We start from the raw sequence: 24,115 nt of genomic DNA, 5'->3' as shown, positions 1-24,115 counted from the left end.
AAAAGGCCGGGATGGAAGGCTCCAATTCCTCTCACTTAGGAACGGTCACGGAAAAACGTATCCGCTATGAGATGCGCTCTGCTTGACATGTATGGGAGCGGGTGTCGCTGCAAGGCAGGCAAATACGCGGGAATTCCTTACTCGAATTCGACTTTGCCGTTATCGAGCGATTTGATCTGCACGATCGATTCGAACCGGACTCCCTGCTCCCGAATCGTGCGCGCTCCGGCCTGGAAGCTCTTCTCCACGACGACGCCGACTCCCGCAAGCTCCGCCCCCGCACGCTCCAATATCCGGATCAGTCCGCGCGCGGCATCTCCATTGGCGATAATATCGTCGATCATCAGCACCCGATCCGATGCGCTCAGCACGCTTTTGGAGACGAGAATGTCCGTGACGATCCCCTTCGTGAACGAAGGTACCCTCTCGCACCAGACGTCGCCGTCAGTCGTCAATGTTTTTTTGCGGCGGGCAAATACGAGCGGAACTCCGAGCTCCAGCGCCGTTGCAAAGGCGACGGCAATCCCGGACGACTCGATCGTCAACACTTTCGTAATAGGCTGCTCGCGGAACCGCCGGGCGAATTCTTTGCCGACTTCCATCATAAGCTTCGGGTCGACCTGATGATTGAGCAGCGCGTCCAGCTGAAGCGTCTGGTTCGACATGACGATGCCGTGCTGCATAATAAGCTGCTTCAAGATGTCCATTGTTGGTCCTCCGTTAACATAGATATTGATTTAACGTACCATATTCCGGATTGCACATTCAAGAGAACGGTTGTCCGGCAAGCACCAATTGGTAAATTTCCCCTTGTTTTTTTGAAAATCGTGCAACTTTTTGCCGTGTAAATCCGTCTTAGTTAGTAAATGCTCCGATTGAAAGCGACTGATTGCGGGTAATGAGAGGAGCGGTTTGAAAACCCGGCTCCATTCAAGCTATAATAAGCTTTATTATCGGAAAGCCGCAATAGTATTGTTTCCGTTTTAAATACGGTGAAAGGAAGATCTATGATGATCACACGTCCACACGTCCGGTTTTGGGTCGCCGCCGTAATGTTGGGTGCCGTATGTACGGGATGCAATACAACGAAGCTTGCGGCGGACCAGCCTTCCGCTCCGTCATCCGCTTCGGCTCCGCGATACGGGGCGCCGAGCGCACCGCCGCAGCTTGCAGCGACGAATCCCCCTGCATCTGCCGTACACGAGCAGCAGAAGGAAGCCCTTGTACCTTCTATCCAGAAGACGGAGCCTTCGGAAGCTCCGAAGTCGCCGCCTGCCGCATCTGCGGACAAGAAAGTCGAGACATCGTCGGATACGAAGCCGCCCGAAAGCAAACCGGGCGTTGCAGCCGTCGAGGCTTATACCGCGAAGAAGCCATCGTTGATGGGAATCCGTCTAACCGATACGAGAACGGCCGTGAAGAAAAAGTTCAACGATCCCGTATCCGAGTTTGAAATGGACGACGAGCAGGATTCCGTCACGGTTTGCGAATACGAAGGGTTCTCCGTCGGGTTCAACGCCTCCGGCACCGTCGAATTTATCGAGATTACGTCCAAGGATGTCAACCCCGGACTAAACGGCCTGCGTCTCGGACAGAAAGTGAAGGACGCCGAGTCGGCGCTCGGCAAGCCCGATACGAATACGACTTACGCGATGCACTATAAGGCGGACGGCACCATCTTGAAGCTGGATATCGATCCGAAAACGGAGTCGATTCAATCGATCAAGCTGTTTGCCGGCAGCAAATAAATTCGATACGGCTCAAACAAAAACCTCTTCTCTTTCGAGACAGAGGTTTTTTCGCGCCGGCAGCGATTGTCATGACGGGACACCGGATCACATACCCTTGTACTATAGCCTGTTTGTACATAGGGGGTGAGCCGATTGGCGACATGGGGAAGAGCGCTGCAAATTGCCTTTACGTATACGGGAACGATCGTCGGCGCCGGCTTTGCAACCGGGCAGGAGATCTTGCAGTTTTTCACCCGCTATGGTGCCGCGGCAACCGCAACGATTCTTTTTGCCGGGTTAATGTTCATTTGGCTAGGTACGCGGATGATGCTCCTTGCCGGGTCGCTTAAAGCGGCTTCCTACGAAGATTTGAACAAGCACCTGTTCGGACCTAAGATCGGGGAATGGTTCAGCTTGTTCACGCTGGCGATGCTGTTCGGCATTACCACCGTCATGCTGGCCGGAGGAGGCTCCGTTTTCAACGAGCATTTTAAATTGTCTTATCAAGCCGGACTTCTGCTTACCCTGCTATTCGCCTACCTGGTCATTGCCAGAGGACTGCAAGCGATTGTAGCGGTCAATACGGTCGTTGTTCCACTCATGGTACTGTTCTGCGCACTGATCATTACGTCTACTGTCGGTTCGCCTAATGCGGGAAATTGGCTCGCCTTGACGAGCGATCGTCCGGCACTGCATATTTGGGCCGCCCCGTTTCTTTACGTATCGTACAATCTGGTGACGGCCCAAGCCGTATTAGTCCCCCTGGGTGCATCCGTCCAAGACCGAAAAGCCGTCATATGGGGAGGTGTGCTGGGAGGAGCGATGGTAACCGCCATGCTTCTTGCGGGACATTTTGCGCTCGCATCGCAAATGCCGGGCATTACCCAGTTCGAAATCCCGATGAGCCGCTTGATCGCCCGACTCGGCGGCGGTGTGCAGCTATTATTCATCCTTGTCATCTTCAGCGAAATTTTCACCACTTATATCGCCAACGTGTTCGGATTAACGCTGCAAATACGCCAGCGGACCGGCTGGCCGGCCAAACCGGTCATCGTCGCCATTTTGACCGGCACTTATTTGATCGGACAAATCGGCTTCAGCACGCTTCTGTCGACGCTTTACCCGTTATTCGGCATGCTCGGTCTGATCTGGTTTGTGCGGATGATGATGAGCCGCAGCCGATCCGCCCGCTAACCGGAGCACCAGGGCGAGCCGGACGAACGTAAACAGCATGCCCATAAAAGAAAATACGATTCCGCACAGCAAATACGCGTAATGATACATCGGAAATTGATCGCGGTCTTTGGCCACGCCGACCAGGTCGGTCAGCAAGAAGACGGTGCCGAACCCGAACAAAAACAACGCCGCATAATCGACGACCGTCCATCTCAGAAACCGCCCAAGCGGACTTCCTTCGGCTGCTGCGGCCGTTTTCCCTTCGAGCCGATCCGTTTCTACCGCCTTTTTGCGCGAGGCATAGAACGCCCACGCCGTGAACACGGCGGCTCCCGTAACGAACAAACCGACCAGGCTGGCAAATATGGCTAAAGCGATATACATCAAATCTCTCCCTTCAAACCGGATTTCCGTCAAGAGTTGGACAGCATGCGCACAAGCAGCCAAGTCAAGCCGAAGCTGATGACAGGCAGCGCGAGCAGCAAATAAGCCAGAACGCCCAACGGTACGTTCGGCGCTTTCCGCCATACCGCCTGTTCAAGCAAACGATGCCACAGCGCCTTCTCCATAAATACGACCGCCGATTCCGATGCGGTCACCCGGCCGTTTTCTCCGACCTCGAACTTTCCTTTTTTCCAGCCGACCCGGTATGTAAGCTCGCGTTTCGCCGGATGCTTACGGCGCTCCTCAACCATCGAATCCCTCCGATCCTCGCTTTCGTTCCGTCCTTCGTCTGCACTTTCGAAACATCGTTCGAAGGCCGGAACCTCTTTTTAGGGGGCCATGCTAAGCCTTCTTTCCTTAGGAACATTGTACAATAGACGCTCCCCCGTGTCTTTCGGAAATTGCATAAATGCTGTAACTGCAGCGGCAGCGATCGCCGTCCTCGTGCACCACAGCCTAAAAACAAGTTGACTGGAAACGCTTACAAGGAATATAGTACGTAGTCAGACCCACGTATTTCATACCCGGAAGGGGGCTCACTCCCATGTGGCTCGCTTACGCTTCCTTGGCCGCCGTTTGTTTCGGCTTCAGAGGAATTTTATATCAATGGACATCGCAGAAGCCGCTCGAGCGGAACTTGATGCTGCTCGGGGTGTACTTATCCGGAGCCGTAGTTTCGATCGCGGCGGCGATCATGCTGGGCCAGACGTGGAGCCCTGCCGTATGGACCGGCTTGGTGATGGGCGCCTTCTCCTTCGTCTCCAACGCCTCCATGTACAAAGGCTTCTCCGTCGGAAAAGCATCCCTTGTCGCCGTTTTCACCGCACTTACGCCCGTCGTGGTCGCGGTCATCTCGTTTCTCCGCTGGGGAGAGACGCTGAACGTATGGCAGGCGGCCGCTTTTCTAGTCATCGTCGCGGGCATCGTCATTATCCGTTATTCCAATGATTTGTCATGGCGCAACTTGCAGGGCATCCAATGGGCGCTGCTCGCGATGGTGACGTTCGGGATTACCGACTTAGCTTCCAAGCAGGCGATGTTATGGCATGCGGACAAATTGCCGACGCTGTTCGTCATGTACGCGACCGGGTCGGTCTTGTTTTTTATGCTGTGGGGCTTGGGTCGACTGCGCAAGCGTACGGCCTCCGGCAGCGTGCGGCGCGAGGTTGCCGTGGCATCTATATCCGCGGCAGCGGCACCGGCACCGACAGCAAGTTCCGTTTCTGGGAAGACGAGTCCGCAGGCGGACACCGGTCGTTCGACCTGGTCTATCCGGGCAACGCTTGGCTGGGGAGCGTTCGTCGGACTGACGAACATATCCGGCATGATCTTCATCCTGCCTGCGTTCCAGCACGGCATTACGGGGCTGGTGTCGGCCGTCGTCGCCACGAACGTGCTGCTCATCTTGCTCTATGCGCGAATATTCCTGAAAGAACGCTGGTCGTTTCAGGAGATGATCGGAATCGCCTGCGCGTTAGCGGGGGTTCTGGGGTTAAGGCTATTGGAATAAATCGCCCCGTCGGTGTGCAGGCCGACAGGGCGATTTTTTTTGGGCCGGGACAATTATTACAATTCCTTCGTCTCACGGAATTACAATTTCTTTGTTCGCTTTATCCTCCGCATTCCGCAGTGCCGTGTTAATGTCGGTTCCATCCACCATGACGCTTTTCACGACATCCCCGATCAGCAGGGCGTTTATTTTCGGATCATATTTGGATGCGTCCGGCAGCGGCGAAGGGGACACTTTGAAAATCGATTGCAAATTTTTCCCGTTGTAGATTTGACTGTCCGTGCCGTACACTTTCCGGATTTCATCGTTTTTCAATACGGACAACCGCCCCGCTTTGCTGAACTTCGTCTGCACCTCCTGGCTGTATAAGCTGAGCAGGACCTGATAAGCCGCCTCTTTGTACTTGCTTGATTTGTTTACGACGGCAATCGCAAAATCGACCTCCTTCCCGAGACCCGGCCTGTCGCTGTAGCCCGGATGGGCGGTCACGTTCCAATTGAACGCATCCTTCGTGCCCGCTCTGTCGAAGAAGGTGACGACGGCGGCGACCCAGTTCGGATACATCGCCATCCGCTGCTCCTTGAAGAACAAGTCGACCGAATGGCTGTGCTTGCCGTTTTCCAAATAGCCCGGAATCGCATAAAACTGCCTCAGCAGCGAGAACACTTGGGCGTGCCGGTCCGTTATCAAGGAAGCTTTGCCTTTTGCCTTGTCGAATACGGGCACCCCGTATTGCCAATACATCTGCCGCAAGTCGGGCGGCATGACGCCGATATAGTTCGTCCCGCCGTCTTTGCGTGTCAATTTCTTCCCCAGCTCGAGCAGCTCTTCATAGGTCATGACTTCTTTCGGGTACGCCACGCCGAATTTGTCGAAGATGTCCCGGTTGTGGACCATAATGCCGTAATTCATATAGAACGGTATCCCGTAAAACGCTTTCTGCTCCCCGAGCTTCTGCATTTGCTGGAAAACGGCCGGCTCCAGCTGTGCCGTGTTTATCCCGTATGTCTTGATTATCTGCGTTAAATCTTCCGGAATATTCGCTTCGAGAATGGTCGCCAAAGATGCGTTGCTGACCAGTACCATGTCGGGGGGAGTTCCTGCAGCGAGCAGTTTGTCGAGGGCGTCCGTAGTTTTTTTGAGATTGATCTGAGGGTGCTTCGCCTGGACCGGCTCCACAAAAAACTTCTGAAATTGTTCATCCGTCGTGCCGGTGTTTACGTCGAGTACCAGGAGCTCGGCCGGGCCGCCCTTGTAATCGGTTGTGCTAGCTTTGTTGACGGTACCTTCGGGAGCCGCCTTCTCTTTCTCCTGCCCCTGACTGCACGCGACGAGGGAGCCTGCTACGACTGCGATGAATGTCAGCGATGATGCGATACGAAGTTTGTTCAACTGAAACGACCTCCTAATGGATGGTTTGCCTTCATGAAACCGCTTTCGAAGAACAATTTGAAAATTCCGCTATCGCTTGCCCGTAACGATCGCCTCCTTCCCGTTTTCGTTGTCTCCCTAGTTGAATTGTCTATTTGTATAGATATGTATTATACATGACTTCATTTATTGCCACTGGACAATACTGTAAATCGACCGGTTAATAACTTACTTTTCGGAATAGACGTTAAACAAAAACCCGCCCACCGGCTTAGACGCGGTACGGCGGGCGGGTTGACAAGCTTTACAGCCGGATCACTTGCAGCTGCGGTATCGCTTTGGACGCTTCCCGCACGACATGCTCATGGCATGTAAACAGCAGCAGCTGCCTTTTTTCTGCGAGCGAAGGCAATATGCCCAGACAAAGACGAAGCCGTTCTTCGTCGAAGTTGACGAACACGTCGTCCATCACAAAAGGCAGCGAAGCGTCCGGGGCCGTCTCGTCGGCGAGCGCAAACCGCATCGCCATATACAGTTGCTCCGCCGCTCCGCGGCTCAGCTTCGCCGAATCGACCGGCTCCCCGTCGCGGTTGACCGCTACCAGCTTCTTCTCGCCGAGCGGAGCGATAATGCGGACGTAGCGTCCCCCGGTCATCGCGCTCAAATAGCCGGAAGCTCTGCGCAGAACCGCAGGCTGACGCTCCGTCTCGTACAGCGTACGGGTCCGGTCGAACAGTGCGGATGCGAGCGCCAGAACGGCCCATCGCCTGGAATGATGTCCAAGCTCCGCTTCCGTGTCCTGAACCCGCTGCAGCCGTTCGGCGTGCTCCTCGCCGCTCTCCAGCTTCTCCATCTCGTTGCGGAGCCGGCCCCGCCGGTCTCTCAGCCCGTCAAGCAGCCGCTCCGTCTCGGATTGCAGCTTGTCCAGCCGTGCAAGCTCGCTCCGCAGCTCTTCGGGCGGGCGAAGGTGCGAGAGCTCCGCTTCGCGGCGTAGCTCCGAGCCGAGCATCGAATCCAGCGCAGCCTCGAGCTCCTCTCGCTCCTTCGCGAGGGCGGCCTTCTCTTCGCACTGCCGGCAGCGCTCCCGGAATCGCTCCTCCGTGTCCGCTTCCGCATCCCGCCACAGCTGCGCGATCCGGGACCGGACGCTCGCCAGCTTCCCCTGGCACAGCTCCGCATCGGCCGCCAGCAGCTCGCGCTCCGAGGCAAGCCGGGCACGCTCCGATCGTCGCGCAGCCTCCGCATCCGCCTCGGCTTTACGGCGCTTCAGCGCATAGATCGGCTCTTCGCCGACCGAACGGCAAAGCGCCTCCACTTCTTGCTCGAACGATACGGCTTCCGCCTCCAGCGCGGCTATCCGGCGCAAAACGGCCTCGCGACGCAGCAACAGCTGTTTCCCTTGCTCCGCGACAAGCTGCCACTCCAAGGCGCCATCCGGTCCCATGCCGCCGGATATTCCCCTCTCGCGAAGCCAGCTCTCCCAGTCGGCTTTCCATAGGGCGAGACGCTCCTCCGTCTCCTTGTGCCGGCGGGAAGCCGCCGCGCTTCTCCGCCGTGCCTCGTCGGCCGCAGCCGCGGATTCCACCATCGCCTTCTCCCGCCGCTCCAGCTCGCTTCGCCCTTCCAGCCATTGCTCGGCCGCATGGCTCGCTTCGGATAACCAACCTTCCGGCAGCACGGCTTCGGGAGCGGCGCCGTTTCCGATCATCGTCGCGGCGTGCTCGGGAAAAGGCAGCCGCCATGTCCGCATCTTTTCGAGAACAACCCGCTCCAATTGACGAAGCCGCGTGTCCAGCGACTGTTTCTCGTCCGAGAAAGGAAGCGGCTGACCGCGTCCCCGCCCGTCGCCATCCGTATCGCTCGACTTGCGAGGCCATAGTAAAACGGCGGCCCCGGCGAACAGCAGCAAGGTGACTGCAGCCATAACCTCCGCGCCCTGCAGCCACAGGAGAACCGGAACGATCATTGCGGCCGCGGCGGGCAGCGCCGGACGCAGCAGCCGATTCCATCCATCGCCGCCTTTTCGTTCCGCCGCCTGCCTGCTTCTGGACCGTGCGCCTGACACCGGTTCGTGAAAAAGCCGGTAATCCTCTTCACGCTGGCGCAAATGACGCAGCTCCTGCCGCAGTCTGCTCCATTCGGTAAAGTCGGTGCCGAGCTGAACGAGCTTGCGCCGCATCGCTTCGGCGGACGGCTCCCATTGGGCTCCGCCGTTCCCGGATAAGCTCGCCGCTTCCTCGTATACCGCGCGCGTGTCAGCCGCGATCTTCTCGGCCTCTTCCCGCTCGAGGGCGGCCCGACCGGCGTCGGCGCGGGACAAAGCCTCCTCTTTGCGCAGCTCGTCCCATTCCGATTTGGCCGCCCTAACCGCTTCGCGATCGGACACCGGGAGCGGGTACGCCATCAGGTCGGCAGCCGTCCACCCGATTCCGAGCCGCTCCAGCGAGAGCTCCGCGTTCCGTTCGTCCGCATCCGCCTCGGACCTCAGTCCGCCGAGCGAAGATAGCGCCTCCTTATACACTCCCGCCCGTTCGAGCATCGATTCCAGCTTCTGACGCTCCGCGATGAGTGCTTCGTCTACGGTCATCGAGTCCAGCGTACGCTCCAGTATGGCCAGCTTCGCTTCTTTCTCGCGCAGTTCCCCGCTTAACCGCTCATGCTCCGCATTCATCATCTCGAAGCGCGATATGGCGTCGTGCGGAAAGCTTGCAAAGTCCGGCAGCTCCTTCAGCTTCCGGTCTACCGTCTGCAGCCGCAAACCGTGATCTCTGGCTCTGAGCCACCTTTCGCTCCTCGCTGCCGATTCCCTGACATCCCGCAGCGAGTCGTCGGCCGAACGGATTTCGCGGTCCAGCTGTGCGCACTGCTCTCCCCAGGCGACATATTGAGCGAGCTTTTCCTTGCTGCGCCTCAGCTCCGACTGTCCTTCCTCCCACCGTCTGACAAGTACGGCGATCTCCTGGTTTTTGCCCTTGGGCCGGTACAGCTTGTCCATCTCCTGCGCAAGCCGGCGTTCCGCCGAGACGACGGCGCCTCCCTGCGCTCCCCAGCCCGCGCTGTACAGAAATCCGGCCACCTCGTCCGATTGCAGCGTACCGAGCTCCTGCAGCTCGCTCAGTCCGAACGCGAAAACGCTGCGGAACAGCTCGCTTTGGACGCCTCCGAGAATCTGTTTGAGCAAAGCCTCGTCCTGCGCGTCTCCCCGCTGCGCAGCGCTATCTGCACCCGCGGCTCCCGGCTGCCGCGAAGTACCGTCGCTGCCCTCATCGTAGAGACGGGTCACCTTGACTTTGCCGCCGCTTTTTCCCCGCCCGTTGGAATCGACCTGGAATGTCCGTTCGACCCGATACGCCGTTCCGTCGTTCAGCTCCAGGGTCAGTGACCCTCCGTACAAGCTGCCCGAACGCGGCTCATAGAAATTGGCCGAGGCGGACCGGGGCGGCAAACCGAACAATACGGCCCGGATCAATCCCATTATCGTACTTTTGCCCGCTTCGTTCGGGCCGTGAAACAGCGTAATCGGTCCTTTCGGCACAAACCGCTTGTCGCGTACCGAGCCGAAGGCGTCAATCCGGATGTCCCGGATATTCATTCGTCCCATCCCTCCTCTTCGGCCACGAGCCCAAGCGCCAGCTGTTCGGCCGCCTTCAGCCATTCCGCGCGCTCTTCACCCAGCATGCCGGCCAGAAGCGCCCCGGCCTTCGGATGCGAGAGCAGCGGAGCGAGCGATTGCTCGCAAAACGATTGCAGCTCGGCACCGTTTGCCGCCAGTCTGTCCGACAGCTGCAGCAAGTCTCCGAGAAAACCGTTGCGGCTCGCTGCAAGCCGCAAATCGAACTCCGGGGCCGTTCTCACGTTCACGGATTCAATCCATACGAAAGGCGCGCCTTCCTCGGCCTCCGCCCTTCTCCGCTGCAGCTCCCGGAACTCCTCGGTCAGCTCGCGGACCGGCCCCGGGCGGCTCAGCGTCCGGTGAAGCGGCCCGCGTCCTTGCAGACGAAACCGGACGATAGACGGACGTCCCTCCGCCTCCGCTTCGCAATCCCTCATCCGCTCCTCCAGCCGGTCGCGCAGCTCCTGCTCGCCAGTCATCCCTTCGATGGAAACATCGACCGCAAACCAGCGCACCGCATCCACAGGGCGAAAACCGAGGGATATGGAGCCCGAATCCGCAACGTCGACGATATAGCAGCCTTTCGCCCCCGTCTCGCGGACGCTTCTGCCTTGTATATTGCCGGGATATACAACCGGCGGACTATCGTTCAGCACGCGTCGCGTATGGATATGGCCGAGCGCCCAATAGTCCATTCCGGAGCGTACCAGCTCTCTTACCGAGCAAGGTGCGTAATTATCATGGTCTGGGTCGCCGTCCGCATTGGCGTGCAGCAGGCCGATATTGAACAAGCCGGGACGCGGACTCCCGTAGCGGGACAGCGGATTATCCGTCACGGAAGCGGACGGGTACGACCAGCCGTGCACGCAGGCCAAGTCGCCGCGTAGCGCGTCGGTTACGGCAAAGCATTCCGCCTCTGCCGAAGAGAAGAACCGGACCGAGTCCGGCCAGCGCAGCGCCGCCTTGCGGCCATCGTCAGGGTCATGGTTGCCGTGTACGGCGTATACCGGAATCCCCCTCTCCGCGAGCGTCTCCACCGCGCGTTGAAACCGCAGCTGCGCCCTCAGCGAACGATCCGCCGCATCGTATACGTCTCCCGCGACCAGGACGAAGTCTACCCGTTCGGATATGGCGAGCTCTACGAGCCGTGTCAGCGCATCGAACGTCGACTCCCGCAACGGCTCGCGAATGGCGGACGGCAATCCGGACAACCCTTTGAAAGGGCTGTCCAGATGTAGGTCGGCCGCATGAATAAACCGAAAAGCTTTCAACGAACATACCTCCCCGGCACAACGGGCAATAATGCTTGCTCCCACTCCATTGTACAAAGGATAGGGAACGCGTACAAGCGTTCCCTTTTTTACGGCATGCGTTAACGTTCGAACGCATAAAAAAAACGTCTATCGATGTACTTCAAGGATGAGCGACCGCTACTCTCCCCCCAAAAAGTGACGCTATCCTTCGAAGATTACACCGGGTACTTTTCGGGGACCCCGAACACCGGAAGTTTCTCTTGGTAAAGAAAGTCTCACTTCGCTTTAACGCTTAGCGAAGTTAAATTTTCTTTATCGATAAAAAACCTCGCCCCTATCGATCTTCGGATCGAGTGGGCGAGGTTCCCGTGATGCTTGCCTGTCAAGTGTTCTCCGAAAGGCCTGCACGGCTGAGCGAGCTGTAGAGCTTCTGAAGCTGGCCAATGACTCGGCTCAGCGAATAGGTGCTCTTCGCCTTCAGCCATGCGGAGCGGGCCAGCTGGTACCGGAATGCCGGATCGGACATCACCTTCTCCAGCGCGTCGGCGAGCGCCGGCGGGTCATTGACGGGAACGAGCAGTCCGTTGACGCCGTCTTCGATCTGCTCGGCTACCCCGCCTACATCCGTGCCGACAAGAGCCAGACAGCACAGCGCCGCTTCGGCGAAGACGGAGCCGAACGCCTCGGCCCTCGAAGGAAGAACGAATATGTCGAAGAAGGGCATGAATTCTTCCGGATGAAGCATATAGCCGTAAAATATCGTCTCGTCATAAATGTTCTGCTCCACCGCTACGCGTTCCAGCTCTTCGCGAGTCGGCCCGTCACCGATCAGATGGAGTACGAAAGGATGTCCTCTTCTCTTCAGCTCCGAGCAAGCTTGGAGCAGCACGTCGATTCCTTTCGCCGGAACGAGACGGCATACGGAGATGAGCTGGGGAACCGCGTTGTCGTGCGAGACCGGACGGAACCTTCTCTCGTCGAACCCGTTCGGGATGACGCCGATCGCTTCGCCATTGCGGACGTAGCCGGACAAGTACCGCTTGAACGATTGGGAGACGGTAACGATCCCGTCCAGCTTATGCTCCAGCTCGCCGTATAAGGACGTCAGAAACGTTTCCTCCGGCCCCCCTGCAGAGATTTTACCGTTCAGAATCAGTTCCTTCTCATAGCTCGAATGGATCGTAACGAGCACAGGGGTGTCCGGAAACAGCTGCTTCATAACAAGGCCGGCAATCGGATGATGGGCATGAATGAGGTCGTAAGATTTGCGGATGCGCATCCGCGTCCACCAGACGTAGTCCTTATACGTTTGCATATATTTATCGACGACCGGATTGCCGGCGAGCGGATGCCAGTCGAACGTCTCGAACGCGACGTCTTCCGTTCCTTTCGAGCGTACCCGTCTCGGCAGTGAGAACAGCTCCATCTCCCAGCCTTTATCCAAAAACGATTCCTGAATGTAAGGTACCATCGACGATACGCCCCCGGGCTGCTCCGGAGGAAAAAAAAGGGCTTGCAGGATGTTCATTCGTTCGTCTCTCCCATTTCGTATGAATGCTTAACCGAAGATGTCGCCGTGCTATTGTTGAAACATCAGGTAGAACGATTCATCGCTGTGTTTTCATTCTGATGTTATAACAATAGCTTTTGAAGATGCCTTCTCGAAGATGTCGCCGAGTTCTTCCTTAAAGGTGGCTATTGTTGAAACATCAGGCAGAACGATTCATCGCTGTGTTTTCATTCTGATGTTATAATGGAGTCGAATCGACTCGAATCACGGAGGCTACTTTGAACGTTTCGGAACTTCTTATCGGAGCTTACGCCCGATTTTACTCGTATACCGGCATACTCGTCATGCTCGGCATGATTCTCGTCATGTCGGTCCGACTGTTTGCAAGCCGTCGCCGCAAAGCGTATTTATCGCTTACGGTTTCCGTAGCCGTTTTTATCGCTCATTATGCGATGAGGCTCGGCATGTCGCTGTCCGAAGACGGTCCGCACGCTTGGGGCGACTTGACGGCCCAAACGCTGCACGTCGTTGCTTTCATTATGATCAACCGGGCGATCTTTCAACTTTATAATTCCACAAAAAAGCGCCATCACCTTTATTTTTATTTCTCTCTGCTTGTCACGATGCTTCTCGCTCTGTTCCGTGCCAATGTCCACAGGCTGTTCGAAGGCTCTCCGGAGCAGCTCGCCGCCCTTGAGCGGATCGGCCTAGACTTGTATTTGCTGCTGCTCATTTTTGCGTTCTTCATCGTTTTGCCGAACCGGATCGGGCAAACCATTACATACAAAATCGGATTGTCCCTCTTTTTTATCATCCATTTATCACACTTGATTAACCATTATATGCTGGAACGACCTCTTGCCGCTCTCACGCTGACCGAGCTTTATGTGCCTCTCGTCTACTATTTTATTTTGTTCGTGCTGCTGTTCGAACGGATCGTCGAATTGATGCAAGCGAGCTACCGTACGGCGATTACGGACGGCTTGACCGGTCTGTACAACCGGCGGTATTTGATGAATAAGACGGCACAGTATATGAACTACGGCTATGCTGTCTCGATGCTGTTCAGCGACATCGACAACTTCAAGAAGCTTAACGATACGCAGGGCCATCACGCCGGCGACGAGGCGCTGAAGTCCGTTGCCCGCGTCATCATGGAGGAAAGCGAAGAGATCGGCATCGCGGGACGGTTCGGCGGCGAAGAGATGGTCGTGCTTGTCACCGATTCGTCCGTTGATATGGCCAAATTCTCCGAGAAGGTGCGGGCCCGCATCGAATCCGAAGTCGGCGTGACGGTCAGTGTCGGATACAGCAAGTCGCGGGAAGGCGTAACCGCAGAGCAGCTCGTGGCCCAAGCCGATCAAGCGATGTACAAAGCCAAAACGACAGGCAAAAACAAAGTCGTCAAGTATACGCAAAGCATGGCCGCCGCGGCGAAATAGCAGGAGTCCACATCCGCGAAACGCGCATCGGAACGAAACCGATTTATTAAGATACATACGAAGGAGACGACCATGACTACGCTGCCGCAACCATTTATCGAGCAAATCCGCGATCAGCTTGGCGAACAAGCCGATCCGTTTTTGCAAAGCTATGACGACGCCCGGACATACGGGTTGCGCCTTAATCCGTTGAAGCTCGGGGAATTATCGCCGGACGATCCGTTCATCCGGTCGATGAAGGAGCGGTTCCGGCTGTCGCCGGTGCCATGGTGCCCGAACGGTTATTATTACGACGAAACGGCAAAGCCGGGCAAGCATCCGTACCACCAAGCCGGCTTATTGTATATCCAGGAGCCGTCGGCCATGTCCTCGGCGGAGCTGCTCGATCCGCAGCCGGGCGATTGCGTGCTTGATCTGGCCGCGGCTCCCGGAGGGAAAACGACGCAGATCGCAGGCTCGCTTCAAGGCCAGGGACTGCTCGTAGCGAATGAAATTCATCCGGCCCGGGCGAAAATATTGTCCGAGAACGTCGAGCGGATGGGTGTCCCGAACGCCGTTGTAACGAGCGCCGCCCCGGATGCGCTGGCTCGGAAATTCCCCGGTGCTTTCGATAAAATTATGCTGGATGCGCCTTGCTCCGGCGAGGGCATGTTCCGCAAAGACCCGAATGCGATCCGCGAATGGTCTCCCGAGCACGTTCGCATGTGTGCCGAGCGCCAACTGGATATTCTCGATTCCGCCGCAGCGATGCTTAAGCCGGGAGGGACGATGGCCTATTCCACATGTACATTCAACCGGTCGGAAAACGAAGACGTGCTCGCCGCCTTTACAGCCAAATATCCCTCTTTCACCGTGCTGCGAACCGAGCGTCTCTGGCCCCATCTCGTTCGCGGAGAGGGTCACTTCGTCGCACTGCTGCGCAAGGACGGCTCCGGAGAGACGGATCGGAGCACATCCGGAAGACGGGGACGGGATCGGGATCGCGGCAGGCCGTCCGATACGTCCGACAGAACGGTACGCGAAGCGATGCGGCTCGCCGACGATTTGCTGGGCGAGATCGCTTCAGGGTTCGCCCTGCCGCCCGGCGAGCCGGCGCTTTTCGGCGAACAGCTGTATTGGCTGCCCGCAGCCCGACATGATCCGATTTACGCGCACGATCTGAACGGTTTGAAAACGCTGCGTCCCGGACTTCATCTCGCGCATATCAAGAAAGGGCGCGCCGAACCGGCGCATTCCCTCGCCATGGCGGTAAACGCCGGCATGTGCCGCAGCGTGATGTCGATGCAGGCGGAATCGCCGGAATTGGACGCTTATTTGAGGGGAGAGACGATTCCGGCGGCAGACGGCGCTTCCGGTTGGACGCTTGTTACCGTCGAAGGATATCCTTTGGGATGGGGGAAAGCAAGCGGAGGACAGCTGAAAAACCATTTCCCCAAAGGGCTCCGGAGAATGGGGTAAGACAAGCACAAAAAAGACGGACATTCTCTTCATTCCGGAAGAGAGGTCCGTCTTTATACGTTCAGTGATAGAGTTCCGTCTCGAACAAAATTTCGTCGATAGGCTCATTGTTGACGAGCATCGTCAAATTAAGCGACTCGTAATCCTTCTCCTTATCCAGCTCGCGCATGAGCAGCGAACCGATAAACTCGCTGTCGGAGGAGCTGCCAGAGTCGCGGAAATCAATAAAACCGGTCAGCTCGCGGCTGCTGACATCAACCGTAGCCTGCCCGATCGGCAGTCCGCCTTGCGACCGCTCATACAAGTCGTAGGTCAGCGTATCCCCGTCATCCCTTACAAGGATGACCGAATAGCTCCGTTCTTCATCCGAGCCGTAAGTTTCATCGGCATCGGCGGCGAAATCGTCCGGATCAAGCAAATCCTCGTGGGTCAGCTCGACCGTTTCGATGATTTCCCCGTCGAATATCATATCGATTACGAAAGTATCCACTTCATCGGGGTCGAAATCGGAGACGAGCAAATCGGTAACATGCCCGATCTCTTCCTCCGAAGGCTCGATCTTCCATTCGATCTCCGCGATTACGCCGGCACCGCGTATCCGGACAAACGCTTCGGCCAGCCATTCCTGATCGCGATCGTATATGTGGTATTCGATCCGGCTGCGGCTTTCCCCTACAATGACCAGCTCGTACTCGCGTTCTTGCAAGCCGCCGTACATCTCCATCGTTTCGAGGCCATTCGGATCGATATCGTCCAAATGCGCGTCGTCCTCTTCACCGGATAGTTGTTCATAATAGTCCGATTCATCCGCGAACGATTCGATAACCCCGACTTGATGCCCGGCTGTAATAATATGGTCGTATCCGCTGCAAGTTACGATCACTTCGCACTCTTTGGCTTCCAGTGCGTCCATCAGATGCTCCACATAGGTTTGGGCGGCGCTCACGGCTTCTGCTTTCCGGCTGCCGTAAAGCGATTCGCGATCGAGCTGAATGGAACCGGATATACGTCCGCCTTCACGGTATACGAGCGTCACCGCTCCGACGAACCGACCGTCGAGAAGCAGCTCGGTCACTTCCCCGCCGGACGTTTTCAGATCGGGCCTTAACGTAATCACTGCCATGGACACGGTTCTCCTTTCGGGATGAATTCCAACTTCCCCTTTATTATCCTGTATGAGCCCATTTTCTATGCGCCGGGACATATGTCCAATCGGATGTGCGCTCATCTCAATATGATGGTGTATGCCGAATGCGGAATCAACAAGAAACACGACGCGAGAAACGGCCTCATAAGGGCCGGCGCATTCGGAAAATACCTTCAAATGGGGAGGAATCGCAAATGTCTGGTGTTGGAGGAGTATTTACGTCGACCGGCGTTATTCTCGTACTGTTCATTCTGTTGGTCATCGTATCCCGTCCGTTCATCTACTGATTACAGGGAACGAAACCAACCCTTTTGGTACCATTATTAACGAGGGAGGAATTCGAATGTCCGGAGTTGGGGGCCTGGTAACTTCCACAGCCATTATTCTCGTGCTGTACATTTTGCTCGTAATCGTATCCCGTCCTGTTCTGTACTAATTCACGTCCTTGAACAAAGGAAAAAGGGATTGGCGCATCTATGGCGCCAATCCCTTTTTCTCATCTATCCCCCAAACAATACCGCCGCAGCGCCAGATGAACCCCGTCCTCATTGTTGGATGCCGTCACGGCATCGGCTTCCCGCTTCACTTCTTCGGGCGAGTTATCCATGGCGATCCCGAGACCGGCAAACCGGATCATCTCCGTATCGTTGAAATAATTGCCGATGGCCATCACCTGCGAACGTTCGATTCCGAGCGAATCGGCCAACCGTCTCAGTGCGTTCCCTTTCGTCGCTTCCGGGTGCATGATGTCTATAAAATAATCCCCGCTGCGCAGCACGGTCAACGGCAGCCGCATATTCCGCCAATCTTCCTCCACGCGGTTCATTGTTTGTTTATCGCCGAATACGGTAAATTTGACAGGCGCTTCGCCGAGCGCAAGAACATCGTCCATCCGTATCGGCTCCAGCATAAATTTGCGGTACATCGATGCTTCCGCTTCGCCCAATTCCCCTTCGACGTACAAATGAAACGGCGTGCACACGTCCAGATGCACCCGACGCTCCCGGCAATATTGCACGAGATCGCACAGCTGATCGACTGCGAACGGAAATTGGTGTACGATCCGCTTGTCGGTCGAGCGAACGGTAGCCGCTCCGTTGTGCGTAATCAGCGTTCCCTCCAGCCCGAGCTCCTCCATCAGCGGCAGCGTATTCACCGGAGATCGTCCCGTACACAGCACGATTGTAGCCCCAGCTTCGTACACGTCCCGGACCGTTCGCTTCGTCGCCTCTGTTAGCTCGTACCGATCGTTCAACAAGGTGCCGTCCACATCAAGCGCAATTAGCTTATAGTTCATCGTCCCAGGTCATCCCCCATCCAACGCGGTTGTCTCTCCGCAGCCGGCCTCGTTATTTGCCGTTGTGTCCCCTCAGCTGCTCCAGCTCGTCCTCCGTCAGCTCGCGGTATTGTCCTACGGATAAATGTTCGTCCAGCAGCAGCGGGCCCATCGCGATCCGCTTCAAGTAGACGACCTTTTTGCCGACCGCCTGAAACATCCGCTTCACTTGATGGAACTTGCCTTCCATAATCGTCAGCTCGATCTTGGATACGCGTCCTTCGGCCGGATCGCCTTCCTTCAGAATGACAAGCTTGGCCGGCATCGTGACATAACCGTCGTCGAGCTCCACGCCTTTCTCGAACGCGGCGGTATCCGTTCCGTCGACCTTGCCCTCGACTTCGGCGAAATACGTCTTCGGCACATGCTTGCGCGGGGAGAGCAAATTGTGCGCCAGCTTGCCGTCGTTCGTCAGCAGCAGCAGCCCTTCCGTATCTTTATCGAGCCGTCCGACGGGAAAAGGCTCGAACGTCATATATTCATCCGCGAGCAAATCGACCACCGTCCGGTCGCGCGTATCTTCCGTAGCCGAGACGACGCCCGGCGGCTTGTTCAGCATCAGATAGACGAATTCGCGGAACTTGACCCGTTCGCCGTCGACCGTGATCGTCTCCAGCTCGGGATCGACCTGCTGCCCGCTGTCCTTGACCGTCTTTCCTCCGACCTCCACCGCGCCCTGCTTGACCAAACGCTTGATTTCGCTTCGCGTGCCGTACCCCATATGCGCCAATATTTTATCGACCCGTTGTTTTTTGCCCAATCAGGACCACCTCCATCCCGGCGGATATTCGTTCTTCAGCATACCGTCCATCCATTTGCCCCATCCGAGCGGATAACCGTCGACACAGACGAGACAGTAGCCTTTGGCGGGCATTCCCGGACGATTCAGGCAAAGCCGTTCCTCGGAAAGCTGCAGCGTCTCGCCCTTCAAATAGCGGACGGCGTCGAGGTCGCCGGACTCGAAGGAGATCGAGCGTACGGCATCGGCGCCGCGCTTCAGCCCCATAGCCAGCGCGTGCGATGGCTCGAATCGTCCTCCCTTCACAGTCCCTGCGAACCAGCCCGGACGGACGACCTTCAGCCCGTCCAGGTCCGGCGCTTCCTCGGGAGAAATATATACGTAATCGCGATGCAGCTTGACTTTGCCGGATAATCCGGCGGTTAGATTCGCTTCGGCAAACAAACGGAGCAGCTCGCTCCCGTCCGCAGACGATCCGCTTTCAAGCCGGGACGTTCCGCCTCGCTCCCCGTTCATGCCTTTTCCTTTAGCGCCGTGCTTACCCGCCATCCGGCCCTCTTTCTCCCCGAATGTCCGCTTCATTCGGCCTTCCGGCATGCGGGACTCGGATCGATTCACCGGCTGCGCCGACACATTTACCGATTCGGGACCGATCCGAACGCCTGTACGTTCCAGTACGGCGGCGAAATGCCCCTCGCCCTTCAGCCGATGAGGCCAGAGCCTGACAGTTCCCGCTGTCTCTTGACAATGCCCGTCCTCGCAACGGCCAGAACCTGTCCAATCCGGACGTCCATGCTCAAAGCCGTGCTCCGCCGGAATCGGCACAACCCGAAACCCGGGATGTTCGGCGGCAAAATCGGCTATAATCCGCTCGTTTTCTTCGGGGGAAAACGTACAGGTCGAGTAAACGATCCGTCCCCCGGGCTTCAGCATGTCCGCGGCCTTCGCCAAAATATGGCGCTGCATGGCTGCATAACGAAGCGGCGAAAGTCCGTCCCACCCTTTCGCCATACTGTCGTCTTTGCGAAACATCCCTTCTCCCGAGCAAGGAGCATCGACCAATATTTTATCGAAGTAATCCGGCAATACGGGAGCGAGCCTCTCCGGCGTCTCGTTCAATACGATAGCATTCGTTACGCCGTAAAGCTCTACGTTTTTGACGAGCGCCTTGACCCGGTCCGGTTGGTTGTCGTTCGTTACCAGCAGCCCTCGTCCTTGCAGCTTGGACGCAATTTGCGTAGTTTTGCCGCCCGGAGCGGCGCATAGGTCCAACACTTTGTCGCCGGGGCGTACGTCGAGCAGCTCGACGGGGGCCATCGCGCTGGGCTCCTGCACGTAATACAAGCCCGCATGGTAATACGGATGTTTCCCGGGCCGCTCGGTCTCCGGGATATAGAAGCCTTCGCGCACCCACGGAACCTGTGACAGCGGGAACGGCGACAGTCCCGGGAACCGTTCCGCTTCCATTTTCAACCCGTTCACCCGGATCCCTTGCAGCCGCGATTGCTCGTATGAACTTAGAAAAGCGGGATATTCGTCTTGAAGCAGCTGCTCCATCTTTTTCAAAAATAGGTCGGGCAATTTGGCCATCGTATGCTGCGCTCCGCTCTTATCAAACGTTCAGTTCAAAAAATGATCAACAATTCCCATCCGCCTCCGGGAGGAAACGAAGGGGGACGGGTAGAATAAGTTATTTCAAACTATTAACCGGGGTGAAATCGTGAAGAAGTTGTTGATTTATTTAGGGATTATCGTCGGACTTTTCGTCCTTCTTTTCATTGTAAATCATCAAAGCGAAAAGACCAAGGAAGAAGCCCGCGCAAGCAAAATCGATGCGGCGACGAACGAGAAGTCGAAGCAGCTGTACGGAGTCGACGCCGCCAAGCTGAAGCCGGAGACGCTGGCGCAGCTGAACGACGCGAATTACCAGAACATCATCAAGCCGGCCGATCTGAAAAACGATCTGAGCGCAAAAAAGGATATGTTCGTCTACTATTTCCAGACGACTTGCCCTCATTGCATCGTCACTACTCCCGTGCTGAACCCGATCGCCAAAACGGCCGGAGTCGATCTCAAGCAGCTTAACCTATGGGAGTACGAAGCCGGCTGGAACGAGTTCAAAATTACCGCCACGCCTACGATCGTCTATTACAAAGGCGGCAAGGAAGTTCTTCGCATGGAAGGCGGCATCAGCTCCAACGGCCAACCGGGCTATTCGGCCGACGACTTCAAGAAGTTTTTCGAGGATGCCAAGAAGAAATAACGGCAGCGGCAGCGGCGAGATCCCGGATCGGGACCGCCGCTTTTTGCTTTTACGATCCTTTCACCGGGGGAAACTCCTTCAGCTCCTCGACCATCGCGGTCAGCTCGCTGTGGACGATCGCGATATCGAGATCGTAAAATTCGAAAGGCTCCTCCTCGATCGCGAGCAGCTTGTCCAAATAAGATTCCGAGTCCGCGATCAGCTTGCCGAGATCGATGCCGAGCGTAATCTTCGGGTAAAATTCCAGCTTCTCGATCCCTTGGGAGAACAGCTTGATCGCTCCTCCCACGTTGCCGTTGCGATGGTGGTACAACGCTACCGCGACCTGAAGCAGTCCTTGATGAAGCGGATTGCGCCCCTCCTCCATCCATAGCTCCTCCATCACCTCGTGGCATTCGAAATAATCCCGTTCCACATTGAAGTAATACAAAAACTCCACGTACAGCATATCGTATGCGATCATCCCCGCGCCTCCATGAACAAAATGAGCCCGCAGCTTCCGGACGGGGCCGGAAGAGGGGCTTGAACATCACAATACGGTACTGTTCGTTTAAAGTGGTTGCCGGGCTACAACGACGAATCCGTTTTTTTGGCCCGAAGCACCGCTTCCTCCACCTGAACCGCCAAAGCGCGCATTCCCATAATTTCTTCCGTTTCCCATAGCTCGTTGAATTTCAGCTGGAAATTGGCCGCTTCCCGTACGCGATGGTAGTAATACAAGTCTTGAATGTGGCCCAGCACCTTCGAAACCAAGTTCGAATTGTCCTCGAACAGCTTCTGCGCGTCCATAATCTCGTCGCGGATGCTGGACATTTCCTGATCGAGCGCATTGGCGGCTTCAGCCGCTCTTTGCAGCCGGTTTTTGACGTCCTCCGGCAGCCTTTCCCGATGCTTGTAGCTGAGGGAATGCTCGATCGTGGCCCAGAAATTCATGGCCAGTGTACGGATCTGCACTTCGGCCAGCACCGTCTTCAGCCCGAGCGATGTCTGTACAGGGTATTCCACGATGATGTGGTAGCTGCGGTAGCCGCTCTCTTTATAATTCGTAATATAATCTTTCTCGTAGACAACCGACATGTCCTTCCGCTGCCGGATCAGCTCCGACAAAGTCCGGATGTCCTGGATGAATTGGCACATGATACGGATGCCCGCGATATCTTCGATTCCTTGCTCGAGCCGGTCCATCGGAACTTGAAGCCGCTTCGCCTTCTCCAATATGCTCGAGATGCGCTTCACTCTTCCCGTCACAAATTCGATCGGAGCATATTCTTCCCGGGCTTTCATCTCCGTCCGGAGCGTCTTGAACTTCACCTTCAGCTCCTCGACCGCCTGATCGTATGGAATCAAAAACTTTTTCCAATCCCTGCTGTCCATACGCACGCCTCCCGAACCGTTGTCATCGTTTCGCGTCTGCGCCGACCGCTTCGGAAATATGCGTAAATCCGTCGCGCTCGAGCAAGCCGAGAAGACCTTCGTTCAATTCGCGCAGCAAGCCGGGCCCTTTATAGATAAGCGCCGTATACACTTCAACGAGACTGGCGCCCGCCCGTATTTTTTCATATGCGTCTTGTGGGGTAAAAATACCCCCCGAGCCTATGATCGGCAGTTTCCCGCCGGTCAGCCGGTATACGCTGCGGATTACTTCCGTCGAACGGGCCGTCAACGGCTTGCCGCTAAGCCCTCCGGTCTCCTTCGCATTGGAGTGGCTGAGCCCTTCGCGGCCAATCGTCGTATTGGTCGCGATCACGCCGGATACGCCGCTCGCCGCAAGCGTCTCGACCATATAATCGAGCTCTTTGCCGGTAACGTCCGGTGCGATCTTCACGAATACCGGCTTGATAGGCAGCTTCATCGCCGCGCTTTGCTTCTCCACCTCGTCCTTTACAGCGGCTACCAGGCTTTGCAGCTCGGCGCCATGCTGCAGATTGCGAAGTCCGGGCGTGTTCGGGGAGCTGATGTTCACGACGAAAAAGTCGCCGAAAGGGTACAGCCTTCGGATGCAGATTCGGTAATCTTCTTCCGCCCGGTCGTTCGGCGTATCTTTATTTTTGCCGATATTGACCGCTATCGGGATGCGCTGCGGGCCGGCCTGCCGCAAATGGACGGCCATCGTCTCCGTACCCACATTATTGAAGCCCATCCGGTTGATCAGCGCCTCGTCGGATGGAAGGCGGAACAATCTCGGTTTGTCGTTGCCCGTCTGCGGTCGCGGAGTTACCGTGCCGACTTCCATGAAGCCAAAGCCGATCGAAGAGAAGCCGCGCACCGCTTTGGCGTTTTTGTCGAGCCCGGCGGCCAAGCCGACCGGATTCGGAAACGTCAGCCCGCACAAAGATACCGTCGTCTCCGGACGGCTCGTCACCCCCCATAGCGAGTTCAGTAGTGCGGTCATGCCCGGCACCCTGCTCGCCGCCCCGAGCCCGTCCACCGTGACGTGATGAGCTTTCTCCGGGTCCATCTGAAACAATACGGGTTTTGCCACGTTACGGTAAAGCATGGAAGTACACTCCGTTCTGTCGTAGACTCTATCGATCAGTTTATCCGTTTCTGAGGGAAAAAGAAAGTGCCGAGTTTCGGCATTCGCTATATGGACCGCTTTGCAAACCCTTTCATTAGTCTGGGCGATTTGTTATAATATTCTGAAAAAGTATTATCGGGAGGAAGGTTGATTGTCCTATGGCGAACCGGAAACCGAGCTACATGCAGCGCAGGCGGAAGGATACGGTTAACAAGAAAGCGGTCATATGGGTCGGCTCCATTATCGGCGCGATCGTGCTGCTGATGATCGTCCTTCTCATCTGGAACCCCTGAATTTGAACAAAACCCCCAGAAGTGAAGATCTGCTTCGTAGCTTATTCCTGTTACTTCTGGGGGAACCACCGTTATCCACAATAAGAAAAACTGTCCGGTTCCCGGACGGTCCATTGGTGTGCGTACCCATACGTTAGCGCGTTGGGAGGGAATGGGCATCGAGCTCCAACCGCTGTTGAAGTCGTGTTGTCTTGATTAGACTTGGCGGTAACAACACGACTTCAAAGGCGGCCTGAGTGTGATTTTGGCGAGGTCCATGCCAAATTCACACCCAAACTTTCCGCTTCAATACCCATTCCCTCTCGGAGCTTC

23 protein-coding genes are annotated in these 24,115 nt (G+C 56.5%); 9 read left to right on the top strand and 14 right to left on the bottom strand.

Annotation, left to right across the window (positions count from 1 at the left end; all coding sequences use genetic code 11):
- Positions 1 to 137 precede the first annotated feature (137 nt).
- Complete coding sequence (locus FE783_RS20510; RefSeq protein WP_138881260.1) at positions 138 to 707, bottom strand: xanthine phosphoribosyltransferase; 570 nt, start codon at positions 705 to 707, stop codon at positions 138 to 140.
- A gap of 303 nt (positions 708 to 1,010) precedes the next feature.
- Between FE783_RS20510 and FE783_RS20505 the strand changes: the two genes are divergently transcribed.
- The gene (locus FE783_RS20505) at positions 1,011 to 1,748 is read left to right on the top strand and encodes a DUF4309 domain-containing protein (protein WP_138881259.1); all 738 of its coding nucleotides are present in this window, start codon (positions 1,011 to 1,013) and stop codon (positions 1,746 to 1,748) included.
- 135 nt (positions 1,749 to 1,883) lie between these two features.
- On the top strand, positions 1,884 to 2,924 hold the full coding sequence (locus FE783_RS20500) for a YkvI family membrane protein (protein WP_138881258.1): 1,041 nt from the start codon (positions 1,884 to 1,886) through the stop codon (positions 2,922 to 2,924).
- Here the strand turns inward: FE783_RS20500 and FE783_RS20495 are convergent.
- Positions 2,856 to 3,290: a hypothetical protein gene (locus FE783_RS20495; RefSeq protein ID WP_138881257.1), complete on the bottom strand. Its 435-nt coding sequence runs from the start codon at positions 3,288 to 3,290 to the stop codon at positions 2,856 to 2,858. The genes FE783_RS20500 and FE783_RS20495 overlap by 69 nt on opposite strands.
- A 29-nt stretch (positions 3,291 to 3,319) precedes the next feature.
- Positions 3,320 to 3,601 carry a hypothetical protein gene (locus tag FE783_RS20490; protein WP_138881256.1) on the bottom strand — a complete coding sequence of 94 codons (282 nt, stop codon included), beginning with the start codon at positions 3,599 to 3,601 and terminating at the stop codon, positions 3,320 to 3,322.
- Between the two features lie 293 nt (positions 3,602 to 3,894).
- Between FE783_RS20490 and FE783_RS20485 the strand changes: the two genes are divergently transcribed.
- Positions 3,895 to 4,860 carry a DMT family transporter gene (locus tag FE783_RS20485; RefSeq protein WP_138881255.1) on the top strand — a complete coding sequence of 322 codons (966 nt, stop codon included), beginning with the start codon at positions 3,895 to 3,897 and terminating at the stop codon, positions 4,858 to 4,860.
- Between the two features lie 72 nt (positions 4,861 to 4,932).
- Here the strand turns inward: FE783_RS20485 and FE783_RS20480 are convergent, their stop codons facing one another.
- The 4 genes from FE783_RS20480 to FE783_RS20465 form a co-directional block, all read right to left on the bottom strand.
- Positions 4,933 to 6,252, bottom strand: a complete 1,320-nt coding sequence (locus FE783_RS20480; RefSeq protein ID WP_158301934.1) for an ABC transporter substrate-binding protein — start codon at positions 6,250 to 6,252, stop codon at positions 4,933 to 4,935.
- A gap of 283 nt (positions 6,253 to 6,535) precedes the next feature.
- Complete coding sequence (locus tag FE783_RS20475) at positions 6,536 to 9,823, bottom strand: AAA family ATPase (protein WP_158301933.1); 3,288 nt, start codon at positions 9,821 to 9,823, stop codon at positions 6,536 to 6,538.
- The gene (locus tag FE783_RS20470; RefSeq protein WP_158301932.1) at positions 9,820 to 11,115 is read right to left on the bottom strand and encodes a metallophosphoesterase family protein; all 1,296 of its coding nucleotides are present in this window, start codon (positions 11,113 to 11,115) and stop codon (positions 9,820 to 9,822) included. The genes FE783_RS20475 and FE783_RS20470 overlap by 4 nt, the downstream gene beginning before the upstream one ends.
- A 364-nt stretch (positions 11,116 to 11,479) precedes the next feature.
- Positions 11,480 to 12,625: a glycosyltransferase family 4 protein gene (locus FE783_RS20465; RefSeq protein WP_138881251.1), complete on the bottom strand. Its 1,146-nt coding sequence runs from the start codon at positions 12,623 to 12,625 to the stop codon at positions 11,480 to 11,482.
- 260 nt (positions 12,626 to 12,885) lie between these two features.
- On the opposite strand from FE783_RS20465, the gene FE783_RS20460 reads away from it, so the two are divergent.
- The gene (locus FE783_RS20460; RefSeq protein WP_138881250.1) at positions 12,886 to 14,049 is read left to right on the top strand and encodes a GGDEF domain-containing protein; all 1,164 of its coding nucleotides are present in this window, start codon (positions 12,886 to 12,888) and stop codon (positions 14,047 to 14,049) included.
- A 72-nt stretch (positions 14,050 to 14,121) separates the two neighbouring features.
- Positions 14,122 to 15,507 (top strand): RsmF rRNA methyltransferase first C-terminal domain-containing protein, encoded by a 1,386-nt coding sequence (locus FE783_RS20455; protein WP_138881249.1) that lies wholly within the window; start codon positions 14,122 to 14,124, stop codon positions 15,505 to 15,507.
- Positions 15,508 to 15,568: 61 nt separating this feature from the next.
- Here FE783_RS20455 and FE783_RS20450 read toward each other — a convergent pair whose 3' ends face one another.
- Complete coding sequence (locus FE783_RS20450; protein ID WP_138881248.1) at positions 15,569 to 16,630, bottom strand: hypothetical protein; 1,062 nt, start codon at positions 16,628 to 16,630, stop codon at positions 15,569 to 15,571.
- A 218-nt stretch (positions 16,631 to 16,848) separates the two neighbouring features.
- On the opposite strand from FE783_RS20450, the gene FE783_RS20445 reads away from it, so the two are divergent.
- Both FE783_RS20445 and FE783_RS20440 read left to right on the top strand, forming a co-directional pair.
- Positions 16,849 to 16,941 (top strand): sporulation protein YjcZ, encoded by a 93-nt coding sequence (locus FE783_RS20445; RefSeq protein ID WP_138881247.1) that lies wholly within the window; start codon positions 16,849 to 16,851, stop codon positions 16,939 to 16,941.
- 56 nt (positions 16,942 to 16,997) lie between these two features.
- Positions 16,998 to 17,090 (top strand): sporulation protein YjcZ, encoded by a 93-nt coding sequence (locus FE783_RS20440; RefSeq protein WP_138881246.1) that lies wholly within the window; start codon positions 16,998 to 17,000, stop codon positions 17,088 to 17,090.
- A 60-nt stretch (positions 17,091 to 17,150) separates the two neighbouring features.
- Here the strand turns inward: FE783_RS20440 and FE783_RS20435 are convergent, their stop codons facing one another.
- From FE783_RS20435 to FE783_RS20425, 3 genes are read right to left on the bottom strand one after another with little or no spacing between them, the layout of a single operon-like run.
- On the bottom strand, positions 17,151 to 17,951 hold the full coding sequence (locus tag FE783_RS20435; RefSeq protein ID WP_138881245.1) for a Cof-type HAD-IIB family hydrolase: 801 nt from the start codon (positions 17,949 to 17,951) through the stop codon (positions 17,151 to 17,153).
- A gap of 52 nt (positions 17,952 to 18,003) precedes the next feature.
- A complete protein-coding gene (locus FE783_RS20430; protein WP_238403181.1) occupies positions 18,004 to 18,711 on the bottom strand; it encodes a pseudouridine synthase in 708 nt (235 codons plus the stop codon).
- 39 nt (positions 18,712 to 18,750) lie between these two features.
- A complete protein-coding gene (locus FE783_RS20425; RefSeq protein WP_138881244.1) occupies positions 18,751 to 20,319 on the bottom strand; it encodes an RsmF rRNA methyltransferase first C-terminal domain-containing protein in 1,569 nt (522 codons plus the stop codon).
- A 130-nt stretch (positions 20,320 to 20,449) separates the two neighbouring features.
- On the opposite strand from FE783_RS20425, the gene FE783_RS20420 reads away from it, so the two are divergent.
- On the top strand, positions 20,450 to 20,992 hold the full coding sequence (locus FE783_RS20420) for a thioredoxin family protein (protein WP_138881243.1): 543 nt from the start codon (positions 20,450 to 20,452) through the stop codon (positions 20,990 to 20,992).
- A 49-nt stretch (positions 20,993 to 21,041) separates the two neighbouring features.
- Here the strand turns inward: FE783_RS20420 and FE783_RS20415 are convergent, their stop codons facing one another.
- The 3 genes from FE783_RS20415 to FE783_RS20405 form a co-directional block, all read right to left on the bottom strand.
- Positions 21,042 to 21,455, bottom strand: a complete 414-nt coding sequence (locus FE783_RS20415; RefSeq protein WP_202916221.1) for a DUF309 domain-containing protein — start codon at positions 21,453 to 21,455, stop codon at positions 21,042 to 21,044.
- 104 nt (positions 21,456 to 21,559) lie between these two features.
- Positions 21,560 to 22,366 (bottom strand): GTP diphosphokinase, encoded by an 807-nt coding sequence (yjbM, locus tag FE783_RS20410; RefSeq protein ID WP_138881242.1) that lies wholly within the window; start codon positions 22,364 to 22,366, stop codon positions 21,560 to 21,562.
- A gap of 22 nt (positions 22,367 to 22,388) precedes the next feature.
- Positions 22,389 to 23,489 (bottom strand): quinone-dependent dihydroorotate dehydrogenase, encoded by a 1,101-nt coding sequence (locus tag FE783_RS20405; protein ID WP_138881241.1) that lies wholly within the window; start codon positions 23,487 to 23,489, stop codon positions 22,389 to 22,391.
- A gap of 179 nt (positions 23,490 to 23,668) precedes the next feature.
- Between FE783_RS20405 and FE783_RS38685 the strand changes: the two genes are divergently transcribed.
- Positions 23,669 to 23,803, top strand: coding sequence for a hypothetical protein (locus FE783_RS38685; protein WP_274381453.1), 135 nt, complete (start codon positions 23,669 to 23,671; stop codon positions 23,801 to 23,803).
- Positions 23,804 to 24,115 lie beyond the last annotated feature (312 nt).

Source organism: Paenibacillus mesophilus, assembly GCF_005938385.1.
Classification (GTDB): domain Bacteria; phylum Bacillota; class Bacilli; order Paenibacillales; family NBRC-103111; genus Paenibacillus_AB; species Paenibacillus_AB mesophilus.
The sequence above is the reverse complement of the archived record's forward strand: the minus strand, read 5'-3'. Positions and strand labels throughout refer to the sequence as shown.